The organism is Thermoanaerobacterium sp. CMT5567-10, assembly GCF_030534315.2.
Classification (GTDB): domain Bacteria; phylum Bacillota; class Thermoanaerobacteria; order Thermoanaerobacterales; family Thermoanaerobacteraceae; genus Thermoanaerobacterium.
Window position 1 is genome coordinate 2,315,476 of the sequence record NZ_CP130558.2, and the last position, 24,212, is coordinate 2,339,687.

Annotated in this window: 27 protein-coding genes; 25 read left to right on the forward strand and 2 right to left on the reverse strand. The window is 33.0% G+C overall.

The window, feature by feature from the left end; all coding sequences use genetic code 11:
- Positions 1 to 10: 10 nt before the first annotated feature.
- The 9 genes from Q2T46_RS11700 to Q2T46_RS11740 are packed head-to-tail and all read left to right on the forward strand — an operon-like array spanning position 11 to position 8,819.
- Positions 11 to 1,006: a UDP-N-acetylglucosamine 4,6-dehydratase family protein gene (locus Q2T46_RS11700; protein ID WP_303265338.1), complete on the forward strand. Its 996-nt coding sequence runs from the start codon at positions 11 to 13 to the stop codon at positions 1,004 to 1,006.
- Positions 1,007 to 1,021: 15 nt separating this feature from the next.
- A complete protein-coding gene (locus tag Q2T46_RS11705) occupies positions 1,022 to 2,029 on the forward strand; it encodes a dTDP-glucose 4,6-dehydratase (protein WP_303265337.1) in 1,008 nt (335 codons plus the stop codon).
- A gap of 17 nt (positions 2,030 to 2,046) precedes the next feature.
- Positions 2,047 to 3,237: a UDP-4-amino-4,6-dideoxy-N-acetyl-beta-L-altrosamine transaminase gene (pseC, locus tag Q2T46_RS11710; RefSeq protein ID WP_303265336.1), complete on the forward strand. Its 1,191-nt coding sequence runs from the start codon at positions 2,047 to 2,049 to the stop codon at positions 3,235 to 3,237.
- Positions 3,238 to 3,245: 8 nt separating this feature from the next.
- A complete protein-coding gene (locus Q2T46_RS11715; RefSeq protein ID WP_303265335.1) occupies positions 3,246 to 3,986 on the forward strand; it encodes a glycosyltransferase family protein in 741 nt (246 codons plus the stop codon).
- A 42-nt stretch (positions 3,987 to 4,028) separates the two neighbouring features.
- Positions 4,029 to 4,751, forward strand: a complete 723-nt coding sequence (locus Q2T46_RS11720) for a 3-oxoacyl-ACP reductase (protein ID WP_303265334.1) — start codon at positions 4,029 to 4,031, stop codon at positions 4,749 to 4,751.
- Positions 4,752 to 4,771: 20 nt separating this feature from the next.
- On the forward strand, positions 4,772 to 5,317 hold the full coding sequence (gene pseH / locus Q2T46_RS11725) for a UDP-4-amino-4,6-dideoxy-N-acetyl-beta-L-altrosamine N-acetyltransferase (RefSeq protein WP_303265333.1): 546 nt from the start codon (positions 4,772 to 4,774) through the stop codon (positions 5,315 to 5,317).
- Positions 5,318 to 5,377: 60 nt separating this feature from the next.
- Complete coding sequence (pseI, locus tag Q2T46_RS11730) at positions 5,378 to 6,430, forward strand: pseudaminic acid synthase (RefSeq protein ID WP_399388622.1); 1,053 nt, start codon at positions 5,378 to 5,380, stop codon at positions 6,428 to 6,430.
- 11 nt (positions 6,431 to 6,441) lie between these two features.
- Entirely contained in the window at positions 6,442 to 7,470 is a 1,029-nt protein-coding gene (gene pseG, locus Q2T46_RS11735) for a UDP-2,4-diacetamido-2,4,6-trideoxy-beta-L-altropyranose hydrolase (RefSeq protein WP_303265332.1), read from the forward strand.
- Between the two features lie 47 nt (positions 7,471 to 7,517).
- Positions 7,518 to 8,819, forward strand: coding sequence for an SH3 domain-containing protein (locus Q2T46_RS11740; RefSeq protein WP_303265331.1), 1,302 nt, complete (start codon positions 7,518 to 7,520; stop codon positions 8,817 to 8,819).
- Here Q2T46_RS11740 and Q2T46_RS11745 read toward each other — a convergent pair whose 3' ends face one another.
- Together Q2T46_RS11745 and Q2T46_RS11750 are read right to left on the reverse strand one after the other, a co-directional pair.
- Positions 8,820 to 9,554 carry a TIGR03915 family putative DNA repair protein gene (locus Q2T46_RS11745; protein ID WP_303265330.1) on the reverse strand — a complete coding sequence of 245 codons (735 nt, stop codon included), beginning with the start codon at positions 9,552 to 9,554 and terminating at the stop codon, positions 8,820 to 8,822.
- Positions 9,555 to 9,575: 21 nt separating this feature from the next.
- Positions 9,576 to 10,850, reverse strand: a complete 1,275-nt coding sequence (locus tag Q2T46_RS11750) for a putative DNA modification/repair radical SAM protein (RefSeq protein ID WP_303265329.1) — start codon at positions 10,848 to 10,850, stop codon at positions 9,576 to 9,578.
- Positions 10,851 to 11,067: 217 nt separating this feature from the next.
- Here Q2T46_RS11750 and Q2T46_RS11755 point away from each other — a divergent pair, with 217 nt between their 5' ends.
- From Q2T46_RS11755 to secA, 16 genes are all read left to right on the forward strand, one after another.
- Positions 11,068 to 11,250, forward strand: a complete 183-nt coding sequence (locus Q2T46_RS11755; RefSeq protein WP_303265328.1) for an aspartyl-phosphate phosphatase Spo0E family protein — start codon at positions 11,068 to 11,070, stop codon at positions 11,248 to 11,250.
- 76 nt (positions 11,251 to 11,326) lie between these two features.
- The gene (locus tag Q2T46_RS11760) at positions 11,327 to 11,656 is read left to right on the forward strand and encodes a flagellar protein FlaG (RefSeq protein ID WP_303265327.1); all 330 of its coding nucleotides are present in this window, start codon (positions 11,327 to 11,329) and stop codon (positions 11,654 to 11,656) included.
- An 11-nt stretch (positions 11,657 to 11,667) separates the two neighbouring features.
- On the forward strand, positions 11,668 to 13,215 hold the full coding sequence (gene fliD, locus Q2T46_RS11765; protein ID WP_303265326.1) for a flagellar filament capping protein FliD: 1,548 nt from the start codon (positions 11,668 to 11,670) through the stop codon (positions 13,213 to 13,215).
- A 37-nt stretch (positions 13,216 to 13,252) separates the two neighbouring features.
- A complete protein-coding gene (fliS, locus tag Q2T46_RS11770; RefSeq protein ID WP_303265325.1) occupies positions 13,253 to 13,639 on the forward strand; it encodes a flagellar export chaperone FliS in 387 nt (128 codons plus the stop codon).
- A 6-nt stretch (positions 13,640 to 13,645) separates the two neighbouring features.
- On the forward strand, positions 13,646 to 14,113 hold the full coding sequence (gene flgN, locus Q2T46_RS11775; RefSeq protein WP_303265324.1) for a flagellar export chaperone FlgN: 468 nt from the start codon (positions 13,646 to 13,648) through the stop codon (positions 14,111 to 14,113).
- Positions 14,114 to 14,257: 144 nt separating this feature from the next.
- A complete protein-coding gene (locus Q2T46_RS11780; RefSeq protein ID WP_013298618.1) occupies positions 14,258 to 14,452 on the forward strand; it encodes a zinc-ribbon domain-containing protein in 195 nt (64 codons plus the stop codon).
- 192 nt (positions 14,453 to 14,644) lie between these two features.
- Positions 14,645 to 15,421 (forward strand): basic amino acid ABC transporter substrate-binding protein, encoded by a 777-nt coding sequence (locus Q2T46_RS11785; RefSeq protein WP_303265323.1) that lies wholly within the window; start codon positions 14,645 to 14,647, stop codon positions 15,419 to 15,421.
- Between the two features lie 27 nt (positions 15,422 to 15,448).
- On the forward strand, positions 15,449 to 16,111 hold the full coding sequence (locus Q2T46_RS11790) for an amino acid ABC transporter permease (RefSeq protein WP_303265322.1): 663 nt from the start codon (positions 15,449 to 15,451) through the stop codon (positions 16,109 to 16,111).
- Complete coding sequence (locus tag Q2T46_RS11795) at positions 16,098 to 16,820, forward strand: amino acid ABC transporter ATP-binding protein (protein ID WP_303265321.1); 723 nt, start codon at positions 16,098 to 16,100, stop codon at positions 16,818 to 16,820. The genes Q2T46_RS11790 and Q2T46_RS11795 overlap by 14 nt, the downstream gene beginning before the upstream one ends.
- A 153-nt stretch (positions 16,821 to 16,973) precedes the next feature.
- Complete coding sequence (hpf, locus tag Q2T46_RS11800; protein WP_303265320.1) at positions 16,974 to 17,513, forward strand: ribosome hibernation-promoting factor, HPF/YfiA family; 540 nt, start codon at positions 16,974 to 16,976, stop codon at positions 17,511 to 17,513.
- 126 nt (positions 17,514 to 17,639) lie between these two features.
- Positions 17,640 to 18,281 carry a hypothetical protein gene (locus Q2T46_RS11805; RefSeq protein WP_013298613.1) on the forward strand — a complete coding sequence of 214 codons (642 nt, stop codon included), beginning with the start codon at positions 17,640 to 17,642 and terminating at the stop codon, positions 18,279 to 18,281.
- A gap of 198 nt (positions 18,282 to 18,479) precedes the next feature.
- Complete coding sequence (locus tag Q2T46_RS11810; RefSeq protein WP_311062250.1) at positions 18,480 to 19,763, forward strand: HD-GYP domain-containing protein; 1,284 nt, start codon at positions 18,480 to 18,482, stop codon at positions 19,761 to 19,763.
- On the forward strand, positions 19,753 to 20,316 hold the full coding sequence (locus Q2T46_RS11815; protein WP_303265318.1) for a DUF5317 domain-containing protein: 564 nt from the start codon (positions 19,753 to 19,755) through the stop codon (positions 20,314 to 20,316). Before Q2T46_RS11810 ends, Q2T46_RS11815 begins: the two co-directional genes overlap by 11 nt.
- A 43-nt stretch (positions 20,317 to 20,359) precedes the next feature.
- Complete coding sequence (locus Q2T46_RS11820; RefSeq protein ID WP_303265317.1) at positions 20,360 to 20,872, forward strand: transcription repressor NadR; 513 nt, start codon at positions 20,360 to 20,362, stop codon at positions 20,870 to 20,872.
- Positions 20,873 to 20,934: 62 nt separating this feature from the next.
- Complete coding sequence (locus Q2T46_RS11825) at positions 20,935 to 21,342, forward strand: bacteriohemerythrin (protein ID WP_398504069.1); 408 nt, start codon at positions 20,935 to 20,937, stop codon at positions 21,340 to 21,342.
- A 170-nt stretch (positions 21,343 to 21,512) separates the two neighbouring features.
- Positions 21,513 to 24,200, forward strand: coding sequence for a preprotein translocase subunit SecA (secA, locus tag Q2T46_RS11830; RefSeq protein WP_303265316.1), 2,688 nt, complete (start codon positions 21,513 to 21,515; stop codon positions 24,198 to 24,200).
- Positions 24,201 to 24,212 lie beyond the last annotated feature (12 nt).

A 24,212-nucleotide genomic window follows, 5' to 3' on the forward strand; every position in this document is an offset into this window, starting at 1 on the left:
AGGGATAGTAATGTTTTTTGATAAAAAAATACTTATTATAGGTGGTACTGGGACAATTGGACAAGCTCTTGTAAGAAAGTTATTAAAGCATAATCCTAAAGTAATAAGAATATATAGTCGTGACGAATATAAACAATTTATCATGCAGGATGAATTTATAGAACACAAAAACTTAAGATTTCTTTTAGGAGATGTAAGAGATAAAGAGAGATTAAATAGGGCCATGAAAGGAGTAGATATAGTATTTGATTTGGCAGCAATAAAACATGTCCCTGCTGCAGAATATAATCCATTTGAAGCTGTCAAAACAAATGTAATTGGTACACAAAATGTTATTGAATGTGCAATAGAAAATAGGGTAGAAAGAGTAATATTTACAAGTTCAGATAAAGCTGTTTCGCCAACTAATACGATGGGAGCTACAAAATTATTAGCTGAAAGGTTAATTGCTTCTGCAGATTATTATAAAGGCGGAGATAGGCCAATATTTGCAGGTGTTAGGTTTGGAAATGTAATAGGGTCAAGAGGATCAGTTATACCACTGTGGATAAAACAAATCAAAGAGAAAAGAGAAATAACTATTACACATCCAGACATGACGAGATTTATGATGACTATAGATCAAGCAAGCAGTCTTGTTTTAAAAGCTTGTGAATTGGCAAATGGTGGTGAAATATTCATTTTAAAAATGCCAGTTATAAAATTAGGTGATTTAGCTGATGAAGTGATTGATGAAGTATGCTATAAATATGATATAAATAAAGCTGAAATAAAGAAAAAAGTTGTAGGGCTTAGGCCAGGCGAAAAAATGTATGAGGAGCTTATGAGCTGTAAAGAAATAAATGAATCAATTGAATATGAAGACATGTTTGCCATAATTCCTGTACATAAATTAGAAATATTAAACGAATACCAAAATAGACCACATAAAAATTCTTATTCATCAAATGATGAGTTACCACTTAATAAAGAAGAAATAAAAAATATAATAAGAGATATCATATAAGGACGGAGGATTTTAATGAGGGTTTTAGTAACCGGTGGCGCTGGTTTTATTGGAAGATGGGTAGTAAAATACCTTTTGGATGATAAGCATGAAGTATGGGTACTTGATAATCTTTCGAACGGTTCAGAAAAAAATATTGAAGAGTTTCGTACTAATTCATTATTTAAAGGTCTTATTAAAGGTGATATCAAAGATAAAGAAGTTTTATCAGAATTATTTAATAAATGTAAATTTGATATAGTTTATCATCTAGCGGCAAGCATAAACGTACAAGATAGTATTGATGATCCAAAAACAACATTTTATAATGATACTATTGGCACATTCAATATTTTATTGCAAGCAAAAACACAAATGTTTGGCAAAAATGCTAAGATGATAGGAGATAAATGCGTAAATGATAAAAATGAAGTAACACATCCATGTAAAGTCGTATTTATGAGTACATGTATGGTTTATGATAAGGCTGGAGAAGAAGGAATAGATGAATTTCATCCAACAAAGCCAGTATCACCATACGGAGGAAGTAAGATTGCGGCTGAAAACATGGTTTTATCATTTTATTATGCATATAAGTTGCCAACGGTTGTCATAAGACCGTTTAACACATATGGACCTTTTCAAAAAACAGGTGGTGAAGGTGGCGTAGTTTCAATATTTATTAATAATACACTTAATGGGAAAGATTTAAATATCTATGGTACAGGAGAGCAAACAAGAGACTTGTTATATGTAAAAGACTGTGCAAGATTCATTGTAATGGCTGGATATAATGATAAAGCAAATGGTGAAATAATCAATGCAGGAACAGGAAGAGATATATCTATAAATGAATTAGCAAAATTGATATCAAAAGGCAGAGTAAAAATTAATCATGTTAAGCACATACATCCGCAAAGTGAAATAATTAAATTAAAATGTAATTATAAAAAAGCCAAAGAATTATTAGGATGGGAACCAAAATATTCATTAGAAGAAGGAATTAAAGAGACAGAAGAATGGATAAAATCAAATAATACATAGAGAAGAAGGTATTGACTATGGATAGATTAGCTATAAAAGGTGGCAAACCAGTAAGAAAAACATATCTTCCATATGGAAGGCAATGGATAGATGATGAGGACATAGAAGAAGTTATAGAAACACTAAAAAGTGATTACATAACGACAGGACCAAAAATCAAAGAATTTGAAGAAAAAGTAGCAGCATATACAGGCACCAAATACGCAGTTGCAATATCGAATGGAACTGCGGCATTACATGCGGCATGCTTTGCTGCAGGTGTAAGACCTGGAGATGAAGTTATAACCACACCTATGACGTTCGCGGCATCTGCAAATTGTATATTATATTGTGGGGCAAAACCAGTATTTGCAGATATAGATCCACAAACATATAATATTAATCCGGAGGATATAAAAAGAAAAATAACATCAAAGACAAAAGCTATAATACCAGTTCATTATACAGGGCAGCCAGTGGATATCGATGAGATAAACAAAATTGCTAAACAATATGGTTTAATTGTTATAGAAGATGGTGCACATGCTTTAGGAGCAGAATATAAAGGGGAAAAAGTTGGTTCGCAATCTGATATGATGACATTAAGCTTTCATCCTGTAAAACATATAACAACAGGAGAAGGAGGCATGGTATTAACAAACAGCAAAGACTTTTATGAAAAACTAAAGCTTTTTAGAACACATGGAATAACGAGAGATGAGAACTTACTAACAAAAAATGAAGGACCATGGTACTACGAACAACAATATTTAGGATATAACTACAGAATGACCGATATACAAGCTGCGCTTGGCATAAGTCAAATGAATAAATTGAATAAGTTTCTCGAATTAAGAAGGAAGTATGCACAAATGTATAATGATGCATTTAAAGATATAGAGGAATTGATAATTCCATATCAATTACCTTATACAAATTCAAGCTGGCATATATATGTGCTTCAATTAAGATTAGAGAAACTTAAAGTAGGCAGAAGAGAAGTATATGAAGCGCTTTTAAAAGAAAATATAGGTGTAAATGTACACTATATCCCGGTATATTACCATCCATACTATCAAAGGTTAGGATATAAAAAAGGACTATGCCCTAATGCTGAGCATTTATACGAAAGAATAATAACATTACCATTATTTCCTAAAATGACCGAAGAAGATATAAACGATGTTATAGAAGCAGTAAAAAAAGTAATAAATTATTACAAAAAATAGGTGATGATATGAAAAAAGTAGCAATAATACAAGCGCGTATGGGTTCAACGAGATTACCTGGAAAAGTAATGAAAATAATAATGGATAAACCAGTAATAGAACATGTAGTAAACAGAGTAAAAGCTTCAAAAGAAATAGATGACATAATAATAGCGACAACCACTAAAAAAGAAGATGATATTATTGTGGAGGAAGCTCAAAAATTAAATGTGAAATATTACAGAGGCAGTGAAAATGATGTACTTTCCCGTTATTATTATGCAGCAAAAGAAAACAATGCAGATATAGTTATTAGAATAACGTCAGATTGTCCTGTTATAGATCCGAAAATTATTGACGATATGATTTATAAATTTATGCAATTATATGAACAAGATAATATAGACTATATGAGTAACACAATAAAAAGAACGTACCCGAGAGGTTTAGATGTAGAAATATTTACTTTTGAATCATTGGAAAAAGCATTTATAGAAGCAGATAAATCTTACCAGAGAGAGCATGTAACACCATATATTTATGAAAATCCAGAAATATTTAAAATAGGGGGATTTAAAAATAATATAGATTATTCAAGTTATAGATGGACATTAGATACGATAGAAGACTTTAAAGTCATAGAAAGTATATATCAAGCTTTATATGACAAAGATAGATTGTTTTATTTTACAGATATAATTAGCTTTATAAAAGAACATCCGGAAATATCAGAGATAAATAAAAATATTGAACAAAAGAAATTAATTTGACAAATAAAAAAGCATACTTAATATTTGGAGGATATTTAATACATGGATAAAAAAGTTGCTTTAATAACAGGTGGAGATAAAGGCATAGGTAAGGCGATAGTTGAAAAATTAGTTAAAGAAGGATATTATGTTTGCTTTACATTTTTAAGAAATATAGAAGGTGCCAAGATAGTTGAAACAAACAATAAAAATACTCGAGCCTTTCAATGTGATGTAAGAGATTTTTCAAGAGTTAAAGAAGTATCTGGTATGATATTAGACCAGTTTGGAAAAGTGGATGTTCTAATTAATAATGCAGGAATTGTTAGAGATAAAACTTTTTTGAAAATGGATCGCGAAACATGGGATGTTGTAATAGATACTAATTTAAAGTCTATATATAATTTTACTCATGAGCTGTTACCAATAATGATAAATGAAAAGTTTGGAAGAATTATAAATATATCTTCTGTCATAGGAATAAAGGGAGGTTTTGGACAAACAAATTATGCGGCATCAAAGGCCGGAATAATAGGTTTTACAAAATCATTAGCATTAGAAGTTGCTAAAAATGGCATAACTGTGAACGCTATAGCACCTGGATATATTGAGACAGATATGACTAAAGAGATACCAGATAATATAAGACAAGAATTAAAGAAAAAAATTTCTATTGGAGAATTTGGAAAACCGATTGATATAGCAAATTTAATAGCTTATCTAGTTAGAGAGGAAAGTTATTATATCACTGGAGAAGTTTTCAATATTAATGGTGGGTATTATTAAATAATAAGAAGGTGAATATAATGGGTTTAGAGTTAAAAAAAATTAATCAAGATGATTTAGAATTGATAATGAATTGGAGAATGAAACCTGAAGTAACAAAATATATGTATACAGATCCGATTCTAACAATGGAAACTCAATTGGTGTGGTTTAATCAAATAATTAATGATAATGATTCCAAATACTGGATAATAAAATTTGATAATGCAAAAATTGGATTAATTAGTTTGAATAATATTGATTATAAAAATAAGCGATGCTATTGGGCTTATTATATTGGAGATACATCTTTTAGAGGTAAAGGTATAGCTACAATATTAGAATGTAATATATATGATTATGTATTTTATATTTTAGAGCTTAATAAGTTATGTTGTGAAGTATTATCTTTTAATGAAAAAGTAATATCAATACATAAAAAGTTTGGATCAGAAATAGAAGGTGTATTAAAACAACATATTTTTAAGAATGGTAAATTTTATGATGTGATTACTATGGGTATTACAAAAGATAAATGGAATAATATAAGAAAAAACTATGTTTATGAGAATATTAAAATTGAATAAGTTTAAGTTTAATAATTATTTTGTTTAGAAAAATTATGATAAGAGAGGGAGGTTATTAATATAAAACCAGATTTTGAAATAAAAAATAAAAAAGTAGGTTGCATAGATCCAGTATTCATAATTGCAGAATTATCTGCTAATCATAACCAAAACTTTGATAATGCAGTAAAACTTATCAAAGAAGCAAAAAAAGCTGGTGCAGATGCTGTAAAACTGCAAACATATACGCCAGACACCATTACAATAAATTGTAATAATGAGTTTTTTCAAATAAAGCAAGGAACCATCTGGGACGGGAGAATACTTTACGATCTTTATAAAGAAGCATATACTCCTTGGGAATGGCAGCCTAAACTCAAAGAAATTGCAGAAAATGAAGGCTTAATATGTTTTTCATCACCTTTTGATAAAACAGCAGTAGATTTTTTGGAAAAAATGAACGTACCTGCATATAAAATTGCATCTTTTGAAATTACTGATATACCGCTTATAGAATACATAGCTTCAAAAGGTAAACCAGTAATAATCTCTACAGGAATTGCTACACTTGGGGATATAGAAGAAGCTATTAATGCATGTATAAGAATGAATAATAAGCAGATAGCATTATTAAAATGTACAAGCGAATATCCCTCACCTTTAAATGAAGTAAATTTAAAGACAATTCCTAATATGATTGAAACCTTTAAAACAATTGTTGGTTTATCAGACCATACATTAGGTATTTCTGTGCCAGTAGCTGCAGTTGCACTTGGAGCAAAAATTATAGAAAAACATTTTACACTAAGTAGATCTATGGGAGGACCAGATGCCGCGTTTTCACTTGAGCCAGAAGAATTTAGTCAAATGGTTAGGTCAGTAAGAGAAGTAGAGAAAGCATTAGGGGACGTTTCATATGAATTATCTGATAAATCTATGAAGAGTAGAGAATTCTCAAGATCTTTATTTGTAGTTAAGGATGTTAAAGAAGGAGAGATATTCACAGAAGAAAATGTGCGCTCAATAAGGCCAGGTTTCGGATTACACCCTAAATATTACAAATATATATTGGGTAAAAAAGCAGCAAAAGATATAGATAAAGGAACACCTTTAAATTGGGATTTAATTGATTAGGATGATGGAATATGTTAAAAGTTGCAATTAGAGCTGATGGTGGATCAAAAATAGGTATGGGACATATAACCAGATGTCTGGCTTTAGCAGAGGAGCTTAAAGATGAAAATTGTGATATCACTTTTATTACTAAAAATATTGAAGCAGTAACTAAGAAGCTTATAGAAGAAAAATTTAAATTTATTGCTTTGTCTGATTTGCAAACAGAAGAAATTATTTATATGAAAGAAAAAATAAAGGGATTTGATATTTTAATAACAGATTCTTATGATATTGATTTTAAATATCTTGATGAAATCAAAAAAAGAGGTATATTTTTAGTAACCGTAGATGATCTAAACTTATTAGAAAGTTATCCATCTGACATTGTAATTAATGGGAATATATATGCAGAAGATCTAAATTATACATCTACATATGGACAAACAAAATTTTTATTAGGTACTAAATATACATTATTGAGAAAAGAGTTTAGAAATATACCTCCAAAAGAAATTAAAGATACCTTAGAAAATATTTTAATAACTATGGGTGGAAGTGACCATAACGGATTCACATTAAAAATTTTGGAGATTATTAAAGAAAGAAGAGATCTTAAGATAGATGTAGTGATAGGACCGTCTTTTGAAGATAAATTGGTTAATGAAATTAACGAACTTGTTAAAATGAATGGTAACATATCAATGTATTACAATGTTAATGCGGAGATCATGAAAGAATTAATGATAAAAGCTGATATCGCAATTTCAGCCGGTGGAAGTACGTTATATGAATTAGCTGCAGCGGGTGTTCCTACAATTGTTATAATAGCTGCTGATAATCAAATTAAAAATGTAGAATACATGACAAAAGTAGAATGTATACTTAATTTAGGATTTGAAGTAAATAAAGATATATTATTAGAAAACTTTAATAAATTATCATATGATAACATGAAAAGAAGAGAGATAAGTTCAAAGTGCCAAAAATTAGTAAACGGGAATGGGGCAAAAATTTGTGCAAATAAAATAATACATGAAAAAAGTATATTAGTAGGTTAATATAAAAAAATTTGATATTTCCATTTTGATAAAACCAAAAATAACATATGGAGGTGTTCTATATTATACCCGGAACAAAGTTAGAGATGCTTGATGCTGAATACTGGATAAAGAAAATAGCCGATGCTGATAGCCTTATAATGACACAGGATGATATTGTGAAGTTCAACAAGAGAATTGTAGAAAAATGTGATAGCGTTTATGATTTAAAAAGCTATAGGGATAGTTTTACTTACGATGAATTGTTGTCTTTGATAAGGGCATATAAGTTGCCAGAAAAAGAGATGTATTTAAGAAATGGTGAAATAGTAAAAAGAGATTTTTATCATCATATAACTGACAATTTAAATATCACTGAAATAAAAGAAGTCAATCCAGTACAGTACGGCATTACCATAAGAAAGACATCTCTTAGAAGCTTTCCTACGGAAATAGCGGTATACAGCAGAAAAGGCGATATCGAATTTGACAGGTTTCAAGAGACATCGTGTCATGCGATAGAGCCTGTTATCGTACTTTATGAAAGTAAAGATAAAAAGTGGTATTTTGTACAGATGTACAACTACAGAGGTTGGGTGAAAGCTACTGATATAGCAATTGCAAAAGATAAAGAGGAAGTATTTGATTATCTTGATACAGATGACTTCATAGTTGTTACAGGAAATCATGTTATGACACAGTCAAATCCATATGATGACGATGTATCTGAAATTCAGTTTGACATGGGTACGAGAATACCACTGGAAACGGATATGCCTGATAGTGTAGCAAATCAATCTACTTATGGCAATTATGTGATAAAGCTGCCGTCAAGGGATGATAAAGGCAATCTAGTCTTTAAAGACGGGCTAATATCGATAAAAGAAGATGTGAGGCGAGGTTACATTCCATATACAAGGGCGAATGTTTTAAATCAGGCCTTTAAGCTAATAGGAGATAGATATGGATGGGGAGACAGCTTCAATGGTAGGGACTGTTCTAGTTTTATCATGTATGTATACAAGACATTTGGATTAAAGCTTCCAAGAAATGCTGATGAGCAGGAAAAATGTCTAGGAATAGTCCATAAATTTTCTGATGGATTATCATTAGATGGGAGAATAAAGGTTTTTGATAAGATTAAGCCCGGTGCTGCTATTTATATGCCCGGTCATGCTATGATGTACGTGGGAATGGATGGTGGAGTGCCGTACATCATACACGACTTTACTGGATATGGTGAAAAAAATGGAGATGAATATGACTTCATACCAGTTAATGAAGTCATGGTTACATCATCACTTCTACCTACATCAAGTGGCATAGCATTTATAGAGAGATTTTCTTCTGCCATTCAGTTTGAGATGTAGTTATTGCTTTTCAATCAGTATGTCCCAGTATTTCTTTGGCATGTGCTGTCTTTGAAGCCTTAGGTTTTTCCTTTCTTCTATAGAGATATTTTTATGGTAGATTTTCCAGAGATTTTCAAAATCTTCCTCCTCTTTTGTAATCAATGTGTTTTCAGGAGATATGTCAGTTATTATCCAAGATTTTTTGTCATAAACTGCTGATAAATTTCTTTTCACATCATGTATCACAAAATATTGGTCTTGAAATCTTTCAGCAAAGTGAGGCACAATGAGAGGCAGCACATTGTAATCAGGGTGTATTTTAGCATAAAATAATCCATTTTTTATCTCTTTAAATCTTATTAATTCTATCATTTTATAGGCTTCATGATTAATTCTTTGACTTAATTTAATCACATCGTTCACTATGTCATTTTGAAGAAAATAATTAATTTTTCGTCCTATCTTAAATCCCAATCTTACATATTTATATATCAACATGTATGATGATTCTAGTTCAGACAGATAAACGTAGTAAATATTTTTGAGAGCTTCTTTTGATATTTTGTTTTTGATTGCATTTTGCACTTTATTAGATTTATTTATATCAGTTGAAATGTATATGTCATCTCCGAGAAAATTTTTTTGATAACTGTTTTCTGATAAAATATCATTTGGCACTTGATGATTATAATATGACACATATATGACTGTCATAAGCCCGTCAAATGTCCCATCAAAAATGTAGTTTACCATTATACATACTCCTATCTAAAATCATACGATTATAGGTAGATTATTTTCTGTTTTGTAAAATGAGTCAAAGATGCTGAGCTGGCCTTCTAAGACATTGCTTTTTGGCAAAAGTTTATTTTTTATTTTGTTAGTTTCTATTTCACATCCACCATAGTATTTTCCGTTGCAAGTTATAAAATACTTTGCCCTTTTTAATACGACTCCCAGCTTTTTAAGAGAGTCATAGCTTAAAGAAGATGCTTTTCTTGCTGAGATTATCCGCTTGGCTGTTCTGACGCCGATACCTGGGACTCTAAGAAGCGTATTGTAGTCTGCAGTGTTTACTTCTACAGGAAAAAGGCTTAAATTTTTAAGTGCCCAATCGACTTTGGGATCGAGTGATATATTGAAATTTGGATTTTTTTCATTTAATAATTCGTCTGCGGTAAAGTTGTAGTACCTCAAAAGCCAATCTGCTTGGTATAAGCGGTGCTCTCTTAAAAGAGGCGGCGATGTCACTCCAGAAATATTGTTGCCATTAGAAACAGGTATGTAGGCAGAATAATATACTCTTTTAAGGCTGTAAAGCTTGTATAGATTTTCTGATAATTTCAGTATAGTTCTATCGCTTTCAGGTGTTGCACCTATTATAAGCTGTGTTGTCTGTCCTGCAGGTACGAACTTATCTGAGTAGCGCATTAATTTTTTTGAATCACTTTTTTCCAGCAGCTGATTGTGTATGAAGCTCATGGGCTTTATTATTGATTCTTTTGTTTTCTGAGGTGCCAATAGCTTTAGAGATTTTTCGGATGGAAGCTCGATATTCACGCTCATGCGGTCGGCATAAAGCCCTGCTAATCTTATCAGATTTATATCTGCCCCAGGTATGGCTTTTAAATGTATGTAACCATTAAAATTATAATCTTCTCTAAGTTTTTTGACTGTCTTAATCAGAAGCTCCATTGTATAGTCCGGGCTTTTGTAAACTGCTGAGCTTAAAAATAATCCTTCTATGTAGTTTCTGCGGTAAAAATTTATCGTAAGGTCAGCAAGCTCATCAGGTGTGAATAATGCCCTTTCTATGTCATTTGAGCATCTATTGACACAATATGAGCAGTTGTATATGCATATATTTGTAAATAATATTTTAAGAAGTGATATGCACCTTCCATCATCAGACCAACTATGGCATATTCCGTAAAACGATGCATTCCCGATACCGCCATTTTTATTTTCTCTATTGCTTCCGCTGGATGAACAAGAGACATCGTATTTTGCAGCATCAGCTAATATCCTTATCTTATCATAAAGCTCCATATTTCGCACCTCTGACATAAATTTATATAAATATTATAACACAAACATACGTTCAGTAAAATAACAATTTTTGCATAAAGTAAGCATTGATTAATTTCTTGGAAATAGTATACTTGAAATAAGCATCAAAAAATATGATAAAGATTTAATAAATATTGTTTTAAAGCCGATATATAGATTTGGGATAAATGTTAAAGTAGCTTATATGGAGGGGAAAATGGCAAAGGTTATAAAAGAACACTATTATAAAAATGATTTTGTTGAGGAGAAAATAAAGTTATTAAAAAGTGAACTGGATAAGCATATCGTCGATAAGCCTAAAGCACTTGAAATAAGCCAAGAACTGGACAAGCTTATTGTAGAATATATGTCTAGTGATACAAAGAAAAGCTCAAAGTGAATTCGCTAATTTTTTCAAATATTTTGCCGATATAGAAAATAACGTACTAATGTAAATATTTTGGGAGGTATCATATATGATTCAAAGTATTTCGCTAGAAGGAGGAAAGGCAAAGTTCAATGACAGTTTATCGACAGACAATCTAAATGATGTAAAAAATATCTTGAAAAATCCAGTTGATGAAAAGTCTATCAAAGATGAGATCAATGACGTTAACAATAAGATAAAGACTAGCGATGGGACGTATTTTGAATTTTCTGTGCATAAGCCGACAAATACAATAGTAGTGAAGATTATAGATAGTAAAACAGATCAAGTTATAGACGAAATACCGCCGGAAAAAATATTAGATTTAGTGGCGGGTTTGTGGAAAATAGCAGGTTTATTTGTCGATAGAAAAATTTAGGAGGTAATATTATGGATCCTATTAGCTTGCAAAATTCTACTACAAGCAATTTACTGAGGATAAGCGGTCTTGCATCAGGTATCGATACGGATTCTATAGTGAAGCAGCTTATGACGGCTGCAAGCCAGCCACTTTATGAATTGGAACAGCAAAAGCAGTGGCTTCAGTGGCAGCAGGAAGATCTTCAGGACATAAATACAAAGCTTTTGTCCCTTAGGGATAACACTTTGTTTAAGATGAAACTGCAAGGGACGTATCTTGCAAAGACTGTTTCATCAAATACATCTATAGCGACAGCGACAGCGGGTGTAAATGCTGTCAATGGGACGTATACATTAAATGTTAATCAATTAGCAACAGGGGCAACTTCTGCCAGCACTTCTGCAATCGGTGCTTATACTAAAAACTCTGATGGCAGTATAACATATAAAACTTTAATTCTTTCAGGAACTACGTATACATTAAATTTAAATGGTAAGCAAATCACGCTTGGCAGTAGTGACAAGGATTGGACAATAAATGATATTGTTTCAGCAATTAATAGTGCCAATACTGGCAGCAATGCAACAGGTGTCAATGCGACTTATGATACAACTACAGACAGATTATTCTTAATAACAAATTCAACAGGGTCAAATGCAAAGATCGATTTTAGCGGGACAGATTCAAATGCTCTTAACTTTTTAACGAATACATTGAAATTAAATACATCTACTGTCACTGGTACAGATGCTTCATTTTCTTTTAACGATGTAAACATGACTACATCTTCAAACAATGTCACAGTTGCAGGAATAAACATTAATCTTACAGGCAAAGGTTATACAACTCTCTCCGTTCAAACAGATACAGATACGATATACAACAGCATAAAAAGTTTTGTTGATGCATATAATGATGTGATTACTCAGATAAATTCAAAGTTAACAGAGGAGAGGTATTATGATTATAAGCCTCTTACAGATGCGCAGAAAGAGCAGATGAATGACAATGACATTACACTGTGGCAGCAGAAGGCGAGAAGCGGTGATTTGAACGGCAATAGTACACTTACATCTATATATTATTCTTTGAGAAATGCCATATCAGGCACTGTGACTGCTTCTGACGGGACGAAGATGACTTTAAGCTCTATTGGGATAACTACTGGGCAGTGGTATGAAGGCGGTAAGCTCTACATAGATGATACGAAGCTTAAAGATGCAATACAAAAAAATCCGCAGGAAGTAATGGATTTATTTACGAAAATTGATTCTGCCACGGAATTAAATGCGACACCTGGCTCCAGTCAAAATGACGGCATAGCAGCAAGGCTTTACTACATAGTGAATAATGGTATAAACTCTATCACACAGGAAGCTGGTGGGGGGCAATATCAACTATATGATAATAGCTTTATAGGACAACAGATTAATGATTTAAATCAGAGAATTTCAGATATGCAGGATCACCTAAATACGCTTGAGCAGCAGTATTATAATCAATTTACTCAATTAGAGACGTATATGGCACAGATGAATTCGCAGAGCCAGTGGTTAAGCCAACAACTTAGTGGCTAATAAAGTTGATGCAATAGGCAGGAAGGGGAATTGATAAATGATTGATCCATACTTGGAATACAAACGGAATTCCATAATGACGGCAAGTCCGGAAGAGCTAGTTATGATGCTGTATAATGGCATTATCCGTTTTGTGAACGAAGCGAAACAGGCAATAGATGATAAGAATATCGAAGGAGCCCATAACAGCATAACAAGAGCACAGGATATTGTATTGGAGCTTATGTCAACTCTTGATATGCAGTATGATATATCAAAGAATCTATATAGTATTTATGATTACATATCAAGAAGGCTTATAGAAGCAAATTTAAAAAAAGATAAAGTTGCATTGGATGAAGTGGAATCATTAGTAAGCGACCTTAAAGATACGTGGGGAAAAGCGATGGATAAAGTTCGAGCAAAAGTTTATTCAAAAGGTTGATAGAATATGATTAGTGATGTAAAAAAGCTTATAGAGTTAGCTGAAGATAAATTAAAATATCTAAATGACATGCTTTTATTAAATAATGAGTTAAATAAAGCAATAAATTCCCAAAATCTTGATGATATAAAAAGCATATTGGGAAGAAAGCAAGACATTATAAATAATATTGATAAAATAGACAAGGAATTTATACCAATGTATAATTTATACAAAAAAGTAAATAGGATTGATAGCATTTTTAATACACCTAATAATAACACAGAAAAAAGCGTATTAAAAGGAATATTAATTGAAATAAGGTCAACTCTCGAGAGGATAAAAGATGTAGAAGATAAAAATATTGAAGATATAAATAGTGCTTTTAAAAATCTTGAAGATAAGTTAAGCGACTTATCTAAAGGGAAAAAAGGATACATAGAATATTTAAAGTACTATACACCCGGCAGCTATTTTGTAGACAAAAAACGTTGAGACATATATTTTTAGAGTAATATTTATACAATTTTAAAATTTTTTAAATTTATTGATAAAAATATTTCTTGGTGGTATAATATTACTGTATAGTCTATAGGACTGTACAGTAAATTAATAATCAAAGTGAGGGGATTATTTATTATGTATCAAGACAAGACATTGGTCTGCAAAGACTGTGGAGCAGAGTTTGTGTGGACTGCCGGTGAACAAGAATTTTATGCACAAAAGGGTTTTCAAAACGCACCAGTAAGGTGCAAAGCATGTAGAGATGCTAAGAAGCAGAGGAACAATCAGTTTAACTCCAGAAGAGGAAGAGCTGCTGGAGCAAATAAGTAATCCCCTTCACTTGTAAGAAGTAAAGAGGATTATCAAGGGCATTCAATCGCGAATGCCCTTTAATCATTTATAGAATTTTTTATAAAATCTTCCGCAAAAGATTATTTTGTAATATTAAAAAATATGTTGCAATATTATACATGTGATAGTATAATTATTAAGTAAATTATCCATATAGCGGGAGGAGAAAGTATGAAAAAAGTTCTAATCATATCATTATCGCTGATAGTTATGTTATCTATCATTTTAAGTGGATGCTCAAAACAATCTACATTAAGCAGAGTCAAAAAATCGGGTGTCATTGTTATGGGCACAAGTGCGGATTTTCAACCATTTGAATTTCACAAACTTGTCAACGGAAAAGATACCATAATGGGCTTTGATGTAGATTTGGCAAATGCTATTGCAAAAAAATTAGGCGTAAAGCTTGAAATAAAAGATATAGACTTTACAGGATTGATACCAGCACTTCAGAGCGGACAGATTGATATGGCTATTGCAGGCATGAATGCAACACCAGATAGAAAGAAGAACGTCGATTTCTCAGATGAATATTACAATTCAGAGCAGGTTTTAGTTGTCAAAAGCTCCAGTTCAATAAATAATCTAAAAGACTTAAATGGAAAGACTGTTGCGGTACAGCTAGGTACTACATCTGATGATGCAGCAAAGAAGATAAAAGGGATAAACTTAAATGAATTAAATCGCTTAGGTGATGCATTTCTTTCATTGGAAAATGGTAGAGTCGATGCAATATTGATGGAAAGTACAATAGCAAATGCATATTTAAAAGAGTATAAGGACATGAAAATGCTACACATTAAAGAGATAAATGAAGCAGTACCCGGATATTCTGTTGCTGTCGCTAAGGGGAATCAAGATTTGGTAAATCAAATAAACAGTGTGATAAAAGAACTTAAAGATAGCGGTGAATATGACAAGATGTTGAACAAATGGATGGGAAAATAGATCTCTTGAAAGGAGAAGAAATTATTAATGAATCTTGATTTTTCAAGTATGCCACAATACACTCAGCTTTTTATAAATGGCATCATAATGACCATAGAGCTTACACTCATATCTGTTGCTATTGGTGCAGTATTGGGATTGATTGTAGCTTTGATGAAGATGTCCAGCGTGAAAGTGATTAGCTTTATCGGCTCAGCGTATGTAGAGATTATAAGAGGGACGCCTCTTCTGGTGCAGATACTTATAATATACAATGGATTGCCACAGTTTGGCATAAAATTTCCCGGATTTGTAGTAGGTATAATAGCACTATCAATGAATAGTGCTGGATATGTTGCAGAGATTATCCGCTCAGGTATACAGGCAGTTGATCCAGGGCAGATGGAGGCATCTCGCTCACTTGGAATGTCTCACAGCATGGCTATGAGGTATGTCATAATTCCCCAGGCAATAAAAAACATACTGCCAGCCCTTGGCAACGAATTTGTCGTCATGTTAAAGGAGTCATCTATAGTATCTGTAATAGGCTTTGCAGATCTTACAAGACAAGCAGAAATAGTATCAAGTGTGACTTATAGGGCTTTTGAACCCCTTATAATAATAGCTGCTATATATTTCATAATGACACTTGTATTTTCAAGGCTATTAAGCAAGTTTGAAAGGAGGTTGAGGTCCGGTGATACGCGTTGATAACCTCCATAAAAATTTTGGAAATTTAGAAGTGCTAAAAGGCGTTAGCTTGGAAGTGAAAAAGGGTGAAGTTTTGGTCATCATTGGCCCAAGTGGCTCCGGGAAAAGTACAATACTAAGATGTATAAATCTATTGGAAGAGCCTACAAAAGGCGATATATACATCGAAGGTGAAAAAATCAACGATAAAAAGGCTGATATAAACAAAATAAGGCAAAAGGTAGGTATGGTTTTTCAGCATTTCAACTTATTTCCAAATATGACAGCCATCGATAATATCACATTAGCGCCTGTAAAGGTAAAAAAGATGGATAAAAAAGATGCAGAAGATATTGCAATTAAGCTTCTAAAAAAAGTTGGACTTGAAGATAAAAGGGATTCTTATCCTATTAAGCTGTCAGGAGGTCAGAAGCAGAGGCTTGCCATCGCTAGGGCACTAGCTATGCAGCCTGATGTGATGCTGTTTGATGAACCAACATCGGCATTGGATCCAGAAATGGTAAAGGAAGTCTTAAATGTCATGAAGGAACTGGCTAATGAAGGAATGACCATGATTGTTGTAACACATGAGATGGGATTTGCAAGAGAAGTTGCTGATAGAGTTATATTTGTTGATGACGGTGTAATTGTTGAGGAAGGAACACCAAAGGAAGTATTTGAAAATCCAAAGAGCCCTAGGACAAAAGAGTTTTTCAGCAAAATACTGTAAGTATCGCTGGGTGCATTGGCACCCTTTTTTATTCAATTTCAATTGAAAATTATATTTTGCAAAATTCACAAAATATAATGGGAACTTATGCAGGAATATTACTCTTTATGTAGAATTATAATAATATAGACATGAAGAAAGGAGTTGTATCATATGAGGATAACAGTAAGCGGAAGAAATGGAATAATGATAACAGATGGGTTAAGAAATGCGGCATTGAAAAGCTTAAGCAAAATTGAGAAGTTTTTTACGGAAGACACAGAAGCGCGAGTAGTATTGAGCGTTCAAAAGAATAATCAGATTGCAGAGGTTACGATACCTTTTAAGGGAATGATATTTAGAGCTGAAGAAGTAAGTGATGATATGTATGCATCTATAGATAACGTTGTTGATAAGCTTGAAAAACAAATACTCAAGTACAAGACGAAATTAAAAAATAATTTTGCTGTAGAATCGATTAGATTTGACGTTCAGCAAGATTACATAAAAAATGACTTATCAGAAGAAACTGAGTTTGAGGTAGTTAAGACAAAAAGATTTCCTGTAAAACCAATGTCTGTACAGGAAGCTATTCTGCAGATGAATCTTCTTGGTCATAATTTCTTTGTTTTTACAAATTCTGATACAGACGATTTTACAGTTGTGTATAAGAGAAAAGATGGCAAATATGGCTTGATAGAGCCGACAATGTGAGTAAAAATTTTGAGGGTTTTTTATAACCCTCAAAATTTTTTTATGTAAAAGAAGGAAAATAGAATTTTTTGTAGAATATTATTCCTGTATGTGTAAAATGGATTGAATAAATGGAGTGTGAGCACATTGACTGAATTAACAAAAGAAGTTATCAATTCTATGGAAGAATTGATAAATAGGGTACAAAGCGTCATCTCAAGCAGAGTTGTTGCTGAAAATAATCAAATAGCTGAAATTCACGTTTTGGCTGATAATTCTAGAAATGCAAAACAAATTGCAAGGGATGTACAATCAGTATTGATGGCAGAATTTAAAGTGGATGTGAATTATAAAATAATAAGCGTTGCTCAGATTGAGACAAGCGGTAGGTTTTTTAACGATGAAAGAATTGCGTTTACAAATCTTACATTTGCCAATAATGGAGTAAATTTAGAAGCTACAGTGACTCTGACAAAAGGTTCAGAAATATATGAAGGTGTTTACAAAGGCGTCAACACTGAGAGAAATAGAAATAGGATAATCGTTAATGCTACACTTGAATGCGTATCTAAAATACTTCCTGAAGATCACAATCTCATTTTAGAAGATGTTGATATATATTCTTTTGCCAAAAAGCGCATTGCAGTTGTCGCTGTCACACACGCTACACCTCAAAACGAAGAACTTCTTGTAGGTTCCAGCATTGTGAAAAAAGATGATGGGGAAGCGTTGATAAAAGCGACATTAGACGCTTTAAACAGGCGTGTCATTTCAATACTTGATAATTAAATAGCTTACTTTTTACCCAAACCTTTATTAAGCGTAGCGTTTCGCCTGAAGCTTGAGAGCTGAGGAGCTTCTTTGGTAAAGGAGGGTTTCAGGATGAAAAAAGCAACAATTATAAAAGTACTTCTTGGTTTATTGGCATTAGCACTTGCTGGTGGTGCAAACTTAACATGGGGGTAATACAGGTTTGGGTATATTTTTATGGAGGATGATAATGTGAGTAAAAAGTTAATTTTATATATATCGTTTATTGTTGCATGTGGTATATCACTTATAACTTATTCTATATTTAAGGTAAATCCACACCATATTCCAGATGTCGTAATTTTAATTATTTTTGCTGCTGTTTGTGAATCATTGCCTATATACATAAATACAAATGTTTCTGTTTCAGTTGCTTATGCAGTAGATTTAATGGCATTGCTTTTGTTTGGACCTTATGAAGGTGCTTTAATAGCTTCAATTGGCAATTTGCTTTTGATTAGAAATTTTAATGGGAAAATAAAATATGTATTAAATACTCCGTATTATAAAACTTTATTTAATATATCGCAAATTGCAATAAGCGTTGCTGTTGGTGGTTTTGTATATGAATATTTGGGCGGTAAAATAGGCAGTGATGTTTATCCAAATTACATTATTCAATCAATAATTGCAGCTACTGCATATTATTTTCTAAATAATTTATTGGTAACTAATTTGATTGCAATTTTGTTAGAAAAACCCTTTTTAAAAACTTGGACAAAAGACTTTAGTTGGATGTTGAAAAACTTCTTGTTTCTTGCCTTTATAGGCATATTAATGACATCAGTGTTTGTTAAATTTGGTTATATCGCACTTTTAATCTTTTTTGTTCCACTTATCATGGTAAGATATATGTTTAAATTAAATATGGAGTTAAAACAGTCTTATTATGATACTATAAACGCTCTTACAAAAGCATTGGAAGCAAAAGACAGGTATACTTTGGGACACTCTAAAAGTGTTGAGAAATTAGCTGTATATCTTTGCAGAGAAGCTGGATTCAGCGAAGCACATACGGAGATGGTACGTATAGCTGCTCTTTTGCATGATGTAGGTAAAATAGGCATAGTAGAAAATATTTTGAATAAGCCTGGTAAGCTTTCAAAAGAAGAGTACGATTATATAAAACAGCATCCAGTCAGCGGGTACGAGATATTGAAGGATGTACCATTTCTAAAAAATGTAAGATATTGGGTAAGGTATCATCATGAGTGGTATAACGGAAATGGCTATCCTGACGGCATAAGCGGAAGACAGATACCGCTGGAGGCTGAGATACTTTCTGTTGCTGATGTTTTTGACGCTCTTGTGTCTGACAGACCGTACCGAAATGCGTATACAAGAGAGGAAGCGTACAAAATCATTGTCGACAGCGAGGGGACACAGTTTAGTCCAAGAGTGATAAGACTCTTCAAGAGAGCATACGAAAAGAACAAGGAGGATTTTAAGCATGATTTTTGATTCTCTTGGAGCTTCATTTATATATGGATTTTTAATAAGAAGAGGAAAATTAAGCGGTATAGCCGATATAGACATAAAGAAGCCTATTTTTTTTGTTTTAGGGTTTGCATTGGAGTTTGGAGTTCTTAATTTGACAGATAAGTATCCGATAATAATGACATATAGAGCATATATACATTTTCTGGATTATCTTATGCTTTTTATTGGTCTGTGGTACAATAGGCACAACAAGTACATGAAAGTAATAGCTATTGGTATCATCTTAAATTTCATTGTCATATTTGCAAATGGAGGGAGGATGCCCGTCTCTATAAAGGCTCTTAATGCAGCCGGCATCAGCTATCTAATACCTGGGCTGCAAAAAAATGTGATTCCGACGCACCAAGCTATGACAGCAGCAACAAAACTTAAATTTTTATGTGATATTCTTTATTTGCCAAAGCCGTATCCACTTCCTAAAACTTTTAGCATAGGCGACCTATTTATAGCAACTGGGATTTTTCTGATGGTTTCAAATGCCATGATAAAAGCTTCAAAAAAAGTAAAAATATGATATAGTATATGTAAAATGGATTTTTGTAAGGTGTGGATGTTTTATGAATTCGTCAGACAGAAGAAAAAAAATCAAAGAAATACTTAAAAAAACAAAAGAGCCGGTTAAAGGCACTTATCTTGCATCAATGATGAATGTTACAAGACAGGTAATAGTTCAGGATATAGCGATATTGAGAGCAGAAGGTTTGAAGATTTTATCAACACCTCAGGGATATATACTGGATGTGGCAGAAAAGAATAGATATAAAAAAGTAATAGCATGCAAGCATTATTTTGACAGAACGGAAGAAGAGCTAAATATTATTGTAGACAATGGTGGAAAGGTGCTAGATGTGATTGTAGAGCATCCTTACTACGGAGAACTAAAAGGACTTCTGATGCTTTCTTCAAGGTATGACGTAGAGAAATTTATGGAGTGTGTAAGGGATGGTAAGGCTTTACTTTTATCTACTCTTACTGAGGGTGTCCATTTGCATACAATTGAGGCAGACTCAAATGAAATATTGGAAAGGATAGAAGATAAACTTGGAGAAAAAGGATTTTTGATTAAATAAAAATATGTAATATAATTATTATGTAAGAATTATTTTTTTTATTTAAGAGAGGTGAAATTGAATTGATAAAGTGGCAGCAATCTTTGTCTGTAGGTATTGACATGATAGATGAGCAGCACAAAGAGCTATTTAAAAGAGTCAATGATGTTTTTGATGCATGTATGAAGCAGCAAGGGCAGGAAAAAATCTATGAGATACTGGGATTTCTAAAAGAGTACACAGTAAAACATTTTGGAGACGAAGAAAAACTTCTGGAGAAGTACAAATATCCAGAATTACCTCAGCATAGAAAACTTCATGAGAACTTCGTAAACGACATAAAAGAGATAGAAGATGATGTAAAAGAAAATGGCGTAAGTGTGTCAATAATCACTACTTTAAACCGCAAGTTAGTCGATTGGCTTATAAATCATATAAGCAAAGTAGATAAAAAATACGGTGAATACATAAAAACACATCCGATTGATTGAAATGAAAGGGTCCATGTTGAGGTTATAAAATTACATGGGCTTTTTTATTTTTACTTGTTTAATGGTGATTTTATACAGGTATTTTAAATCAAAATTCATTTTGTTGATATATATTCGTCAAAATGTTATAATATATACTTGAATGAGAATAACCTTGAGAAGGTGATTAGATGTTAGGAGTTTTAGAGAAGATATTTGGCAGTTACAGTGAGAGAGAAGTAAAGAGGATCGAACCGATAGCAGATGAGGTTTTGTCATATGAGGAAGAGATGTCAAAGCTTTCTGATGATGAATTGAGAGGAAAAACACAGGAATTTAAAGATAGACTGAAAAATGGTGAAACACTTGATGATATATTGCCAGAGGCATTTGCAGTTGTAAGAGAAGCAGCTTGGAGAACTCTAAAGATGAAACATTTTAGGGTTCAGATAATAGGCGGTATAGTATTGCATCAGGGCAGGATAGCAGAGATGAAGACAGGCGAAGGAAAAACGCTTGTTGCGACATTACCTGCTTATTTAAATGCCCTTGAAGGAAAAGGGGTTCACATTGTTACAGTCAATGACTACCTTGCAAAAAGAGACAGAGACTGGATGGGGAAGATCTACGAATTCCTCGGCATGAGTGTTGGTGTGATTCTTCACGACATGGACTCTGAAGAGAGAAAAAAGGCTTATGCTGCTGATATAACGTATGGTACAAATAATGAATTTGGCTTTGATTATTTAAGGGACAACATGGTTATCTACAAAGAAGAGATGGTGCAGAGGCATCTAAATTACGCTATTGTTGACGAAGTAGATAGCATATTGATAGATGAGGCTAGGACACCTCTTATTATTTCTGGTGTAGGAGAAAAATCAACAGACCTTTATAAAAGGGCAGATACTTTTGTAAGGACACTAAAGAATGAGGAAGATTATACGATTGATGAAAAAGCACGGGCAGTAAGCTTGACTGAAAAAGGTGTTGAAAAGGCTGAAAGATTTTTTAATTTGGCCAATTTAGCAGACCTTGAAAATATAGAAATTTCACACAATATAAATCAGGCATTGAAAGCCCATGCCATAATGAAGAGAGATAAGGACTATGTTGTAAAAGATGGAGAAGTCATAATAGTTGATGAGTTTACTGGAAGATTAATGTATGGTAGAAGATACAGCGAAGGACTGCATCAAGCTATAGAAGCAAAAGAAGGCGTAAAAGTAGAGAGAGAAAGCAAGACTCTTGCTACAATCACATTTCAGAATTATTTTAGAATGTACGACAAGCTAGCTGGTATGACTGGTACAGCTCAGACGGAAGAGCAGGAATTTAGGGCGATATACGGCCTTGATGTTGTTGTAATCCCCACAAACAAAGAGATGATACGAATAGACCATCCTGACGTGATATATAAGACAGAAGAAGCAAAATTTAAAGCGGTTGTTGATGATATAGTTGAGCATCACAAGAAAGGTCAGCCTGTGCTTGTAGGCACTATTACTATAGAAAAGTCAGAAAAGCTAAGCAATATGCTTAAAAAGCTGGGCATAAAGCATCAGGTATTAAATGCCAAGTACCATGAAAAAGAAGCTGAGATAATCGCACAAGCAGGACGAAAAGGTGCTGTCACCATTGCTACGAATATGGCTGGACGTGGTACGGATATCATTTTAGGTGGTAATCCGGAATTTTTAGCCAAGAAAAAGATGGTAGAAGAAGGCTATGCTTCAGATGTTATTTCTGAGGCATCAGGGTTTGGCCCTCTAAACAGCGAAGAATTGATAAAGGCCAGAGAGAGATACCAAGAGCTTTTAAATGAGATAAAGAAGGAGACGGAAAAAGAGCACGAAGAGGTCGTAAAGCTTGGCGGGCTTTATATAATAGGCACTGAAAGGCACGAATCCAGAAGGATAGACAATCAGTTAAGAGGACGTGCTGGACGACAAGGCGATCCTGGTGAGTCTAGATTTTATATTTCCCTTGAAGATGATTTAATGAGGCTTTTTGGCTCTGAGAGAATCAAAAATATGATGAATTCGCTAGGTATAGAAGATGACCAGCCGATTGAGCACAAGATATTGACAAAGCAGATAGAACAGGCACAGAAGAAAGTTGAAGGTATAAACTTTGACGTCAGAAAGAATGTCCTTGAGTACGATGATGTGATGAATAAACAGAGGGAGATAATATATAAAGAGAGAAGAAAGGTATTAGAGGGCGAAGATTTAAGACAGTACATCCTCGATATGGTAAAAGACATCATAAGCAGAAATGTTGAAATATATACAGCAGGTAGTAAATACCCAGAAGAGTGGGATATAGATGGACTGCTAAACCATTTATATGATTTGTTCCTTGAAAAAGACAGCGTAGTGATAGATGTGGATTTTGGCAGACTTGACAAGGAGATGCTTACAGATATAATCTATGAAGAAGCTGTAAGACAGTATGAGAAGAAAGAGCAGCAAATAGGTCCACAGATGAGGGAAATCGAGAGAGTTGTTCTCTTAAAAGTAGTCGATACAAGGTGGATGGATCACATCGATGAAATGGACCAGCTCCGCCAAGGAATAGGTTTGAGAGCTTACGGCCAGGTAGATCCTGTAATTGAGTACAAGAAGATTGGCTTTGATATGTTTGAGGATTTGGTTAACTCCATTCAGGAGGATACAGTAAAATTCCTGTATCATATAGAAATAAGGAATGACAATATGCCACATAGAGAGCAGGTGGCGAAACCTGTTGCGACAAATCAAAGCGGCAACGATGAACCTAAAAAGCCAATCGTTAAGAAGAAAAAAGTTGGAAGAAATGATCCATGTCCATGCGGCAGCGGAAAGAAGTACAAAAAATGCTGCGGCGCTAATCTTTAAAAAATTTCAATG